Source organism: Pseudooctadecabacter sp. (assembly GCF_965657175.1).
GTDB lineage: Bacteria > Pseudomonadota > Alphaproteobacteria > Rhodobacterales > Rhodobacteraceae > Octadecabacter.
The window spans coordinates 145040-156862 of sequence record NZ_CBFHNH010000002.1 but is presented as its reverse complement, the minus strand read 5'-3'; the positions used below and the strand labels follow the sequence as shown (position 1 = coordinate 156862).

Here is an 11823-nt window from a genome sequence, read left to right as displayed (position 1 = left end):
GCTTAACGCACTTTCAGCGTCGCCAGACCGATCACCGCAAGGATCAGGGAAATGATCCAGAAGCGGATGACGATCTGCGGCTCGGCCCAGCCCTTTTTCTCATAGTGGTGGTGGATCGGTGCCATAAGGAACACGCGTTTGCCGGTGCGTTTGTAATAGAGAACCTGAATGATCACCGACAGGGCCTCAACCACGAAGACACCGCCCACAATGGCCAGCACGATTTCGTGTTTGGTGGCCACCGCAATGGCCCCTAAAGCGCCGCCCAGGGCGAGGCTTCCGGTGTCGCCCATAAACACGGCCGCGGGGGGCGCGTTGTACCACAAGAACCCAAGTCCCCCGCCGATCAGACCGGCTGCGAAGATCGCAAGTTCACCGGTGCCGGGGACGTAGTGCAGGCCCAGTTCGGTCGTGAAATCCACGCGGCCCACGAAATAGGCGATGACGCCAAAGGTGCCCGCCGCGATCATCACCGGCATGATCGCCAAACCATCCAGACCGTCGGTCATATTCACCGCATTCGCAGCACCCACGATTACGATCATGGCGAAGGGGACAAACAGAATGCCAAGGTTCAGCAACGTGTCTTTGAAGACAGGCAGGGCCAGTTGGTAGGTCAGGTCTTCGGGATGATATTGCGCAGCCCAGAACGCCGCCGCACCGGCGATGCCGAACCCGATCAAAAGACGGACACGGCCGCTGACACCGGCGGTCGTCTGTTTGGACACTTTGGCGTAGTCGTCGGCAAACCCGATCAGCGCAAAGGACAGCGTGACAAACAGCACCATCCAGATGAACGGATTGTCCAGCCGCGCCCACAGCAAAGTCGAGGTCAACAATGCGCCCACGATCAGCAGCCCGCCCATTGTTGGCGTGCCTGCCTTGGCCAGATGGCTTTCAGGGCCATCATCGCGAATGGGTTGGCCTTTGCCCTGTTTGGCCCGCAGCACGCGGATCAACGTGGGCCCGAAGACAAAGCCGAAAACCAGCGAGGTCAGGAACGCGCCACCGGCGCGAAAGGTGATGTAGCGAAAGAGGTTGAAAAAATCGCCGCCATCGCTGAGCGCCGTGAGCCAATACAACATGTGCCAATTCCTCGTGGTCTTATCGCTACATTCAGACCGCGCCTGCGGGTCTGACTAGCTGTCGGGATGCCCCAGTTTGCGGATGGCGTCAACGACAAGGCTGACTTTTGACCCTTTGGAGCCTTTGACCAGCACGACATCGCCCGCGTCAATCAAACGGGTGGTTTGGGCGGCCAGCGCCTCGGCTGTGGGGTGCCATTGGCCGCGCTTGTCTTCGGGCAGCGCATCATAAAGCGCCTTCATACGCGGGCCTGCGCAGTGGACCAGATGGATGTTGTCCATGTGCATATCGCCCGCAATGGCCGCGTGCATCTGCATCTCATCAGGGCCCAGTTCCAGCATATCGCCCAAGATCGCCACGCGACGGCCTTTGACCACATGGCCCACATTGTCGATCGGCGTGTAGGAGGCCAGAACCTCCAACGCGGCGGTCATCGACGTGGGGTTGGCGTTGAACGCATCATCCAGCAAGGCCACGGTTTCTTCGCGGGCGGGATCGGTCGTGACCTGTTCCAAAGTGCCGCGCCCTGCGGGGGGCTGCCAGTGGCCCAGATCAAGGGCGGCCTGCACCGGATCTGCGCCCAAGGCCTGAACAGCGGCCAGAATGGCAAGACCATTGGCCGCAAAATGGCGACCCGCGGTGTTGAGCTTAAACATAAGTGGGCCAAGGTCACGGACCTGCGCGCGGGCCAGTGTTTTGCCCTCAGAAAGCTGCACATCCGCAAGGTGGAACGGGTTTGCGGGGTCAGTGCCCACGCCCAACGTGGGCATGCCCGTTGCGGCTTCATTCACTTTGACCAAGGAGGCCGCGTCGATATCGGTGTTGAAGATGCAGATACCGTCCGGTTCCAACCCGTTGAAGATGGACGCTTTTTCAATGGCGATGCCGGTGATGTCGTCAAACGCCTCCAGATGGGCGGCAGCGACGGTGGTGATCAAGGCCACATGCGGGCGGGCCATGTGGGACAGGGGCGCGATTTCGCCGGGGTTCGACATGCCGATCTCGATTACGGCAAATTCCGTGTCGGCGGGCATCCGTGCCAATGTCAGGGGCACGCCCCAGTGGTTGTTATACGACGCCTCCGCCGCGTGGGTACGGCCTTGGCGCGACAAGACCGTGCGCGCCATTTCCTTGGCGGATGTTTTGCCCACGCTGCCGGTAATGGCCAGCACGCGGGCGGCGGTGCGGGCCCGCGCGGCGCGGCCCATGGCCTCAAGCCCGGCCAAGACATCTGGCACGATCAACAGCGGCGCGTCCTCAGCCACGTCGTCGGGCCGGTGGGTGACCAGCGCCGCAGCCGCACCCTTATCCAGTGCCATTTTTACAAAGTCATGACCGTCGCGCGCGGCTTTCAGGGCCACAAACAAATCACCCGGCTGAATGGTGCGCGTGTCGATGCTGACGCCGGTGGCGGCCCAATCGGTCGTGGCCTCCCCGCCCGTGGCGGCAGCGGCGTCTTGCGCTGTCCAGAGGGTCATATGATATCTCCGTCCAGTGCGGACACGGCCACGTGGGCCTGCTCCACATCGTCAAAGGGCAGCACATCGTCGCCAATAATCTGGCCGGTTTCGTGCCCTTTGCCTGCAATCAGCAGCGCATCACCGGGGCCAAGGGCATCGACGCCGCGCAAAATCGCCTCGGCTCGGTCGGCCACTTCCGTGGCCTCTGGCGCGCCGGCCATGACGGCGGCGCGGATTGTCGCCGGATCCTCGGACCTTGGGTTGTCGTCGGTGACAAAGACCACATCGGCATGGTCCGCCGCAGCGGCCCCCATCAGGGGCCGTTTGCCCGCATCGCGGTCACCCCCTGCCCCGACAATGGCAATGAGTTTGCCCATCACATGGGGCCGCATGGCCTGTAACGCGGTCGCCACCGCATCGGGCGTATGTGCGTAATCCACAAAGACGGACCCGCCGTTTTTGCGCGTGGCGGCATGTTCCATCCGGCCCCGCACGGTGGTCAGATAGGGCAAGGTGTCAAACACCTCCTCCGGGTCGGACCCGGAAGCGATGCACAGCCCTGCGGCCAGCAACACGTTGTCGGCCTGAAACCCGCCGATCAGGTTCAGGCGCGCGGAAAACCGCCCCCGTTGCCAGTCAAACAGGATTTGCTGGCCCGTGGCATCAAACCGTTGGGCATGCAGATGCAGGCGCGCCTCTGGGTGGCGACCGACGGTGATCACCTCAACCCCACGGCGTTCCGCGATCTCCACCACCTCCGGCCCCTTGGGGTCGTCAATGTTGATCACCGCCACACCATCGTCGGGCAGCAGCCGCGTGAACAGGCCCATTTTGGCGTCAAAATAGGCCTCAAACGTGTGGTGATAATCTAGATGGTCTTGGGTGAAATTGCTGAAGCCCGCGGCGGACAGCACCACCCCGTCCAACCGGCGCTGGTCCAACCCGTGGGACGAGGCCTCCATCGCCACGTGGGTGACGCCCTGCGCCTTCGCGGCGGCCAAGGTGCGGTGCAACGTGATGGGTTCGGGCGTGGTGTGTTTCAGCGGATGGGTCCAGACGCCTTCGACGCCGGTGGTGCCCAGATTGACGGCAGATTGCTCCATCTCGACCCAGATTTGACGCGCGAAGGTCGAGACGGAGGTCTTCCCGTTGGTGCCCGTCACGGCAATCACCGTGTCCGGATGCGCCCCGAACCACAAAGACGCCGTTTGTGCCAACGCGCCGCGCGGGTCTTCGGCCACGATCAGGGCGGCATCGCTGTCGGCCAATTCTTTGGCCGCGATTTGCGCGCCCTTGGCGTCCGTCAGGATCGCTGCGGCCCCCATGCGCAAGGCGTACTGGATGAATTCACCGCCGTGCATCGCAGAGCCGGGCAGTGCGAAAAACAACGTGCCATCGGTCACGGTTCGGCTGTCCACGCTCAACCCCGTAATCGTCGGGTTCTTGCCGCCCTGCGCTGTCAGACCCAAAGCCGCGAGGGTCGATGTGTGGTGATCCGCGTCGCTGCTCATGCCTGACTCCTTAATTCGAAGTCAGTGTTACACCCGTTGGCGTGAGGGTTTCAACGTCCGGTCTCATGCCCAACAACGGCGCCACGCGGCGGATCATTTCAGCGGCCACCGGCACGGCTGTCCAACCAGCCGTGCGGCGCTGTTCGCCCAAAGCCTCAACCGTGGGTTCATCCAGCGTCACGATCAAAACATAGCGCGGGTCACCCGCTGGAAAGACCGATGCAAAGGTCGCGATGGTGCGGTCGTCATAATAGCCGCCCGTTGGGCGCGGCTTGTCGGCGGTGCCGGTTTTGCCGCCGACCTCGTAGCCCTCAACATCGCCAAAGGATGCCGTGCCGCGCGCGACCACACCACGCAACATATCGCGCGCGGTGGCAGATACCCGTTCAGACACAATGCGCGGTCCGTTTTGCGGGCCATCTTGGCGGATCAGCGTGGGCAAAACCCGTGTGCCGCCATTGAGCAGGCTAGAATAGGCCGCCGCCAAATGCACCGGCGAGGATGACAGCCCATGCCCGTAAGAGATCGTCATCGTTGAAATTTCCGACCAGTTGGACGGCAACAAAGGATCGCCTGTCGCGGCCTCGACCATCTCGACCTCTGTTTCTTCCAACAGCCCCAACTGGCCAAGGAAATCGCGCTGACGTTCGCCGCCAATCATCATCGCCACCCGTGCGGTGCCAATGTTGGACGACTTCACGATCACATCTTCGGCGGTCAGTTCAGGCCCGTAATTGTTGAAATCGCGGATGCGGAACCGGCCCCATTGCAACGGGCCGGAGGTGTCGATCATCGTGCCTGCATTGATCAATCCAAGTTCAATCGCCTGCGCCACGGTAAAGATTTTAAAGACCGATCCCAATTCATACACGCCCTGCACCGCGCGGTTGAACAGCGGGCTGTCGGATTGATCCGTTGCATTGTCCTCAGCCGTCAACACGCGGGGGCGGTCGTTGGGGTCAAAGTCAGGCAGTGACACCATCGAAATGATTTCGCCCGTGTGAACATCCATCAACACCGACGACGCGCCCTTGGCCTGCATCAACATCATGCCACCATGCAAAACACGCTCGGACGCGGCCTGCACCGTCAAATCTAGCGACAACTCCAGCGGCGCGCCTTCGTTGGCCGGATCGCGCAGGAAATCGTCGAAATGCTTTTCGACGCCAGCCACACCGATGACCTCTGCCGAATGCACGCCCTCACGCCCATAGCTTGCGCCGCCCAGAATGTGCGCGGCGACAGACCCGTTGGGATAAAGCCGCATTTCGCGTGGGCCAAACAGCAGACCGGGGTCGCCAATGTCGTGGACGGCCTGCATCTGTTCGGGCGAAATCTCACGTCTGATCCACAGGAACCGGCGGCTGCCGGTGAAATCGGCCAGCAAGTCCTCTTCTTCCAGCTCTGGGAAGATCGCTGCCAGTTCGCGCGCCGCTTTGGGCGGGTCGATCATGTCGGGGATTTGCGCATAAAGGCTGTGCGTATCAAGGTTCGTCGCCAGAACGCGGCCATTTCTATCGACGATATCAGCGCGTTGCCCGATGATGGGCGACCCTGTGGCCTGTGCTGTGGGTTCTTGCGGAACGGATCCTGCCACCATCCCCATGCGCGCGCCGATCACCAAGAAGGCGCAGAAAAACGCGACCCCCATGACCAACAGCCGCGATTCCGCCTGCAGGCGCGCGCGGTCGCGGTCGTCTTCGTGACGGATGCGTTTGTTCTCGGCCTCGATCGCGTCAGGGTTCTGCCCCTGTTCGCGAGCTTTGAGGATACGGGCCAGCGGGCGAAGGGGTGTGCGGATCATTGGGAGGCCTCAGGTGCGTTGTCGGAGGACACCTCAACCGAATTGGTCAGGTCAAACACGATGCCGCCCGGATAGGCGATCTGGTCGATCCGGCCAAAGCCATCGGGCATCAGCGGTAACAGGCGCAGCCGGTCAAAATTCAGCTCTGCCAGATCACGCAGACGGTCGGGGCGGTTCAGATAGGCCCATTCGGCCTCAAGCACGTTCAGACGTTGATGGGAGGCGCCGATCTGACGGTGCAGATCGCGCACTTCGCGCAAGGACGCCTGGGTTTCGTAATTTTCGTGATAGGCCCAATAGGCCAGCCCCATCACCATCAATCCCGACATGATATAAAGAAGTGACCGCATCACCGCTTATCCTTCAACATTGGCATTCCCAGTTTTGACCGGTCCACCGGTCCGGCGGGCGCATCTGTGCGCGTGGCGACCCGCAATTTGGCCGACCGCGCGCGGGGGTTGGCCTCAAGCTCATCTGCGTCGGGGCCCACGGCCTTTTTGGTCACGATCCTGAACGCGGGCGTTTCCTCGGCCAGTGCAGGGGCGTAGCGGTTGGCGTTGCCGGTTGTGCCGGCGCGTTGCTGGAAGAACCGTTTTACCATGCGGTCTTCGACCGAATGGAAGGTCACCACCGCCAAGTGGCCGCCCGGTTTCAACGCACGTTCAGCGGCCTCAAGCCCTGCGGCCAGCTGCTCGTATTCGTCGTTCACCGCAATACGGATCGCCTGAAAGCTGCGTGTCGCGGGATGCGACTGGCCGGGCTTGGGGCGCGGCAGGCAACTTTCGATCAGTTTCGCAAGACGGAGGGTAGTTTCGATGGGGCTGTCGGCACGCTCGGCCACGATTTTGCGGGCGATGCGGCGGCTTGCGCGCTCTTCGCCGTACGTAAATAGAATGTCAGCAATGTCGGCTTCCGCCGCGTGATTGATAATGTCAGCTGCATTTGGCCCCTCCTGTCCCATCCGCATGTCCAGCGGACCGTCCCTCATGAATGAAAATCCGCGCTCTGCCTGATCAAGCTGCATCGACGACACCCCGAGATCGAGGACAACGCCGTCCAGATCAGTGGCCACCGCGTCAAGGTTGGAAAATGTATCTTCGACAAGCGTCACGTCGGGGTTATTCACCGCCCAAGGTGCGATTTGTACAATCGACGGATCACGATCTACGCCGATGACATGGTCTGCCCCGGCCTCAAGCAGGCGGTGCGCATAGCCGCCTGCGCCAAACGTCCCATCCAGCCACGTGCCCTGAACAGGCGAACAGGCCGCAATCAGCGGCCCGATCAGAACGGGAATATGAGGGGGAGAGGCGGCAGCGGTTCCCATCTGTCAGCCGTCGCCCGGTGGCTGGGTGCTGTCGAGGTAGAGAAGCGGATCAATGTCGTCGTCATCGTCCTCCTCGGCCTCAAAGCGTTCGTAAGTGTCCGCATCCCAAAGCTCAAAATAGTCGCCCATAGCGGTCATGGTCGCGAGCCCCGTCAGGCCGATCTGTTCGCGCAATCGCTGGGGCAGCACGATGCGACCGTCTTTGTCGACCTCGGTTTCCCAAGATTTGCCAAGGATCTTGCGGGATGCTTTTTTGCGCGCCACAGACCCGCGGGGCAGCTTTTTGATGCCCTCTTCGATCTCGGTCATGGCTTCTATGGTGTAGACGTGCAGGCAGCCTTCAAGATGGGAGCCATGCAATACAACCAGTCGCGGAAGGGGATTTTCAGGGCAACGCGGATCACCATCCGAGAGCACAGCACGAAAATCAGCCGGGATCGACATGCGTCCCTTACCGTCCACCTTCTGGTGGAATTCGCCTCTGAAACTCAGACCCACTGTCCCGCGGCCCCTTCTTGTTCGCCCCCCCATTGAAAATTGGTCCGTTAAACGGAAAACGGCGGATCAGACTGCTGCCACTGCCTGATCCGCCGACTTCTTCCCGTTGCCGGGATGTCCAGCTGCGCGCGCCACCTGGGGGGATGTCTGCTCGCTCGCGCGCCGGATCTCTTCGTTCAAGAAGCTTGGGTGCCTGTATGAAACCTGACCTGGGTGGTCGGTGGGGTCGTTTGGTGCCCCGTGTTGTCTGCCCGTCTTCTTGTGATCTTGTATGCACGGGAATTCATGGTCCGCCAAGGATTTTTTGGCACTTGATGGTACTAGATGGAATTTTCGGGCGCCCTCCAACACTGCATCTGGTGCGGATTTTGGTCAATTTCGGGCAGATGGGGCGGTTTATGCAAACCCAACCACAATATATGGTGCGACTTGATAGATAGAAAAAAGTTCCAGATTTTCCCGGTGATTTGCAACTTCGGGCCGATATTCACAGCATCAACGGGTATTTTATGACCCTGAACGAGGTCATTCCCATGGCAAGCCAGGCAGAATCAAGCCGATTCACGAGGGGTTGATTCGTAAATCCCCCGCCGTCCCACGGTTTCCCATGGGTGCCATGACGTCCCGTTACAGGGTTTGGTGCATGATATGGGCGTCCACCAGCCCAAGGGTCGGATGGCGGAATGCATCCGGCAGGGTGCCAACAGTCGCGAACCCCAGATGGTGCCACAACGCCACCGCGCGGGTGTTGGATGCCAGCACCAGATTGAACTGCATCGCCGCAAAACCCAGATCACGGGCCGCTGTCAGAGAATGGCGGCACATGGCCGTGGCCACCCCCTGCCCTGCGGCGTCCTGCGCGGTCACGTATCCTGCGTTGCAGATGTGATCCGCGTGCCCGTCAAAATTGGCACGTATATAATAGGTTCCCAAAATGCCGTCGCTTTCAGCCACAAAACAGGCCGAAGGCGTGTCGAGCCATTTGGCCCGCGCCGCGTCCTCGGTGATGTCTGTTGCCACAGCATAGGTTTCGCCTGCGCGGAACACCGGTTCCAGAATGGCCCAGATAGCGGGCCAATCGGTTAGTGTCGCGCGGCGGATGATCATCCCATGCCGCCGTCGATCAGCCGCTTGGCCAGCGTCGCATAGGCATCGGCCATGGCGCTGTCGCCTGCGGCAATGGGCGTGCCGGCGTCACCTGCAAGGCGCGTGTCCAGATCAATCGGCAACTGGCCCAAGAACGGCACGCCAATGTCCTGCGCCTCCTGCGCCACGCCGCCGTGGCCGAACAAATGCGCCTCATGCCCGCAGTTGGGACATATATATGTCGACATATTCTCAACCAGCCCGAGGATCGGGGTCTTCAGCGTCCCGAACATGTCCAACGCCTTGCGCGCATCCAGCAAAGCCACATCCTGCGGCGTGCTGACGACAATCGCGCCGGTCAGGTGGGTTTTCTGGCACAACGTCAATTGCACATCACCGGTGCCGGGCGGCAAATCGACCAGCAGCACATCGAGCTCCCCCCATTCGACTTGCGTCAGCATTTGTTGCAAGGCACCCATCAACATCGGCCCCCGCCAAACCACGGCCTTGGCCGGATCGACCATCAGACCGATGGACATCATGGTGACGCCGTGGGCCTGCAACGGAATGATCGTTTTGCCATCAGGTGAGCCGGGGCGCTTGTTGACCCCCATCATGCGCGGCTGGCTGGGACCGTAGATATCTGCATCCAGCAGGCCAACGCGGCGGCCTTGTTTGGCCAGCGCCACGGCAAGGTTCGACGATACGGTGGATTTGCCCACGCCCCCCTTGCCTGACCCGATGGCGATGATCCGGTCCACGCCCGGCACGCCTTCTGGCCCTGCTTGTGGTGTGGGGTGGCGACCGATGGTCAGGTTCGGTGGTGTTTTGTCGGCAGGTGGCGGGGGTTGCTTGGCCGCACCGCCTTGGGGCGCATGGGCCGTCAGCACGACAGAGACACTGTCGACCCCGTCCATCTTGGACACGATCGCCTCAGCCGCTTGGCGAATAGGCTCCATCCGGTTTGCGGTGGCCGCGTCGGGGGCCTCAATGACGAATCGAACGGTCCCACCGGACACATTCAACGCGCGGATCATATCACGTGTGACCAGATCGCCCCCGTCCGGCAGGCCAATCGTGCCCAATGCGCCCAGAATGCTGTCGTTTGTCTGTGTCATAGAATGTGCCCACCTCAGCCCGAAATCCGTTGCAGCGTTCTTAAACCGCCCATTCCTTAGACAACAGGGGGCCGGGGATGTTCAATCGCTAAACTTCCCTCGCGTCAATTTGACCGCTTGGACAAAACACTGGCATTTCAAGTCATTAACCATGCACATTCTGCATAGCAGCATTGCCAACGAAACCATTGTGCAGCCGCAGCAAAAGCCTAAGTGTGTTCTCGAAGGCGCAACACGGCGTCGCAACCCGAGACCCGCAGAACAAGGGTCGCAACCGAAAGAGGCCAAAAATGGCATTTGTAACTGACATCCGCACCGGCGGCTTTTCGATCACCGCTTTGATTGCCAACTGGCGTGAAAACGTGGCAGTCCGCCGCGCTCGTAAAGAAAAATACGAGCAGACGAGAAAAGAATTGAACCGTTTGTCCCGTCGTGAGTTGGCAGACATCGGAATTACAGCCGGCGACATCGATCGCATCGCATTGGAAGCATCCATTCGCTAACGGCTCAACCGGATCGGGGTTCTTTTTCCTCCCATTAGGAACCCCGTGATAGCGCTGAGGCCCCCTCCTCCTCCCTAGGGCCAAGGCGCTGTGATCAAGACGCGGCGATGTCTCTCCTCCTCCCTGACATCGCCGCACTTGATCCAAGAACACCAAGTCCCCGACCTCCCACGGGGCACCAGTTAAGCGCCGAAACCCACCTCCTCCCGGGTTTCGGCGCTTTTATTTTGGGGGGAGGGATTTTACGCCCGTGTGTCTTTGGGGGACCCCATAACCATATAGCTGGTGATCGACCGCACATGGGGCACGGTGCCCAGCTTGTCGGTGTGAAAGGTCTTGTAGGCCGCCAAATCCGCGACTTCGACCCGCAGCAGATATTCGAACGCCCCTGCAATGTTGTGGCATTCGGTGACGTCTTCAAACCGCGCCATCGCGGCCTCAAACGCCTCTTGCGCCACTTTGGAATGTTCCGCCAATCCCACCGCCACGTAGACCATATAGGCCCGCTCCGTTTGGGCCGGATCAAGCTGGGCGCGGTAGCCCGTGATCACACCCCGTCGTTCAAGGTCTTGGACACGGCGCAGGCAGGCAGAGGGGCTCAAGCCCACCTTGTCCGCCAGAACGAGATTCGACATGCGGCCATCGGCCTGCAATTCACGCAATATACGCGCGTTGATGGGATCAATATCGGTCATGGATTGTGACGTTAGTCGAAAAGCCAGCAACTTAGCAATTTCATTGTGCCCTTTGCGCGATAGAGTTGCGTCATGAGTTATGACATCTTCCTTGCCCTCGTGGCCTTCGCTTTCATCAGTTCCATCACGCCGGGGCCGAACAACACGATGCTGATGGCGTCAGGCGCCAATTTCGGCCTGGTCCGCACCCTGCCCCACATGCTGGGCGTGGGCATCGGGTTTTCGGTGATGATCGTGCTGGTGGGCTTGGGTCTGATGCAGGTGTTTGACGCCTTTCCGGTGACGGATCGCATTCTAAAGGTCGTGTCTGTCCTGTATTTGCTATGGTTGGCGTGGAAAATCGCCACCGCCGCGCCAAAACTGCCCGATGCGCCCGAGACTGGCGGCGTGCCCATGACATTCCTGCAAGCGGCGGCGTTTCAGTGGGTGAACCCCAAGGCATGGTCCATGGCCGTCTATGCCATCACCAACTATGCAACCGTGGACGGGGACCGATCCATGTTGGCGGTGGGGTTGGTGTCCTTGGTCTTTGGGGTGGTGAACATTCCTTGCGTGGGGGCATGGACGGTTCTGGGGCAACAGATGCGGCGCTTCCTGACCTCCCCCAGCCGGTTGCGGGTGTTCAATGTGGTCATGGCCGTGCTGCTGGTGGCAACGCTCTACCCGATCCTGTGGCCAGACGGATGGAACGGGGGCCTAAAATTCTAGAATTTTAGACCAAGCGCCAAAATTCCG

At 60.8% G+C, this 11823-nt stretch carries 12 protein-coding genes; 2 read left to right on the top strand and 10 right to left on the bottom strand.

Features of this window, described 5'->3' with window-relative positions; genetic code table 11:
* Positions 1-2 precede the first annotated feature (2 nt).
* From mraY to ACTG36_RS03585, 9 genes are all read right to left on the bottom strand, one after another.
* Complete coding sequence (mraY, locus tag ACTG36_RS03625; RefSeq protein ID WP_375281681.1) at positions 3-1085, bottom strand: phospho-N-acetylmuramoyl-pentapeptide-transferase; 1083 nt, start codon at positions 1083-1085, stop codon at positions 3-5.
* A 54-nt stretch (positions 1086-1139) separates the two neighbouring features.
* A complete protein-coding gene (locus ACTG36_RS03620) occupies positions 1140-2564 on the bottom strand; it encodes a UDP-N-acetylmuramoyl-tripeptide--D-alanyl-D-alanine ligase (protein ID WP_375281682.1) in 1425 nt (474 codons plus the stop codon).
* A complete protein-coding gene (locus tag ACTG36_RS03615; protein WP_375281683.1) occupies positions 2561-4057 on the bottom strand; it encodes a UDP-N-acetylmuramoyl-L-alanyl-D-glutamate--2,6-diaminopimelate ligase in 1497 nt (498 codons plus the stop codon). The genes ACTG36_RS03620 and ACTG36_RS03615 overlap by 4 nt, the downstream gene beginning before the upstream one ends.
* A 10-nt stretch (positions 4058-4067) precedes the next feature.
* Positions 4068-5861, bottom strand: coding sequence for a peptidoglycan D,D-transpeptidase FtsI family protein (locus tag ACTG36_RS03610; protein ID WP_375281684.1), 1794 nt, complete (start codon positions 5859-5861; stop codon positions 4068-4070).
* Entirely contained in the window at positions 5858-6211 is a 354-nt protein-coding gene (gene ftsL / locus ACTG36_RS03605) for a cell division protein FtsL (RefSeq protein ID WP_296417134.1), read from the bottom strand. The genes ACTG36_RS03610 and ftsL overlap by 4 nt, the downstream gene beginning before the upstream one ends.
* Positions 6211-7188 carry a 16S rRNA (cytosine(1402)-N(4))-methyltransferase RsmH gene (gene rsmH, locus ACTG36_RS03600; RefSeq protein ID WP_375281685.1) on the bottom strand — a complete coding sequence of 326 codons (978 nt, stop codon included), beginning with the start codon at positions 7186-7188 and terminating at the stop codon, positions 6211-6213. The genes ftsL and rsmH overlap by 1 nt, the downstream gene beginning before the upstream one ends.
* A gap of 3 nt (positions 7189-7191) precedes the next feature.
* Positions 7192-7719, bottom strand: coding sequence for a division/cell wall cluster transcriptional repressor MraZ (locus tag ACTG36_RS03595; protein WP_439141480.1), 528 nt, complete (start codon positions 7717-7719; stop codon positions 7192-7194).
* Between the two features lie 594 nt (positions 7720-8313).
* Positions 8314-8793 (bottom strand): GNAT family N-acetyltransferase, encoded by a 480-nt coding sequence (locus tag ACTG36_RS03590; RefSeq protein ID WP_375281687.1) that lies wholly within the window; start codon positions 8791-8793, stop codon positions 8314-8316.
* A complete protein-coding gene (locus tag ACTG36_RS03585; RefSeq protein ID WP_439141478.1) occupies positions 8790-9890 on the bottom strand; it encodes an Mrp/NBP35 family ATP-binding protein in 1101 nt (366 codons plus the stop codon). The genes ACTG36_RS03590 and ACTG36_RS03585 overlap by 4 nt, the downstream gene beginning before the upstream one ends.
* A 290-nt stretch (positions 9891-10180) precedes the next feature.
* Between ACTG36_RS03585 and ACTG36_RS03580 the strand changes: the two genes are divergently transcribed.
* The gene (locus tag ACTG36_RS03580) at positions 10181-10393 is read left to right on the top strand and encodes a DUF1127 domain-containing protein (RefSeq protein ID WP_375281689.1); all 213 of its coding nucleotides are present in this window, start codon (positions 10181-10183) and stop codon (positions 10391-10393) included.
* A gap of 242 nt (positions 10394-10635) precedes the next feature.
* Here ACTG36_RS03580 and ACTG36_RS03575 read toward each other — a convergent pair whose 3' ends face one another.
* On the bottom strand, positions 10636-11088 hold the full coding sequence (locus tag ACTG36_RS03575; protein ID WP_375281690.1) for an Lrp/AsnC family transcriptional regulator: 453 nt from the start codon (positions 11086-11088) through the stop codon (positions 10636-10638).
* Between the two features lie 72 nt (positions 11089-11160).
* On the opposite strand from ACTG36_RS03575, the gene ACTG36_RS03570 reads away from it, so the two are divergent.
* Complete coding sequence (locus ACTG36_RS03570; RefSeq protein ID WP_439141476.1) at positions 11161-11796, top strand: LysE family translocator; 636 nt, start codon at positions 11161-11163, stop codon at positions 11794-11796.
* Positions 11797-11823: the final 27 nt, after the last annotated feature.

Excerpts from the sequence above, each read along its gene's own strand:
- mraY (WP_375281681.1), bottom strand. The coding sequence starts at position 1,085 with ATGTTGTATTGGCTCACGGCGCTCAGCGATGGCGGCGATTTTTTCAAC.
- ACTG36_RS03620 (WP_375281682.1), bottom strand. The coding sequence starts at position 2,564 with ATGACCCTCTGGACAGCGCAAGACGCCGCTGCCGCCACGGGCGGGGAG.
- ACTG36_RS03615 (WP_375281683.1), bottom strand. The coding sequence starts at position 4,057 with ATGAGCAGCGACGCGGATCACCACACATCGACCCTCGCGGCTTTGGGT.
- ACTG36_RS03610 (WP_375281684.1), bottom strand. The coding sequence starts at position 5,861 with ATGATCCGCACACCCCTTCGCCCGCTGGCCCGTATCCTCAAAGCTCGC.
- ftsL (WP_296417134.1), bottom strand. The coding sequence starts at position 6,211 with ATGCGGTCACTTCTTTATATCATGTCGGGATTGATGGTGATGGGGCTG.
- rsmH (WP_375281685.1), bottom strand. The coding sequence starts at position 7,188 with ATGGGAACCGCTGCCGCCTCTCCCCCTCATATTCCCGTTCTGATCGGG.
- ACTG36_RS03595 (WP_439141480.1), bottom strand. The coding sequence starts at position 7,719 with ATGGGGGGGCGAACAAGAAGGGGCCGCGGGACAGTGGGTCTGAGTTTC.
- ACTG36_RS03590 (WP_375281687.1), bottom strand. The coding sequence starts at position 8,793 with ATGATCATCCGCCGCGCGACACTAACCGATTGGCCCGCTATCTGGGCC.
- ACTG36_RS03585 (WP_439141478.1), bottom strand. The coding sequence starts at position 9,890 with ATGACACAGACAAACGACAGCATTCTGGGCGCATTGGGCACGATTGGC.
- ACTG36_RS03580 (WP_375281689.1), top strand. The coding sequence starts at position 10,181 with ATGGCATTTGTAACTGACATCCGCACCGGCGGCTTTTCGATCACCGCT.
- ACTG36_RS03575 (WP_375281690.1), bottom strand. The coding sequence starts at position 11,088 with ATGACCGATATTGATCCCATCAACGCGCGTATATTGCGTGAATTGCAG.
- ACTG36_RS03570 (WP_439141476.1), top strand. The coding sequence starts at position 11,161 with ATGAGTTATGACATCTTCCTTGCCCTCGTGGCCTTCGCTTTCATCAGT.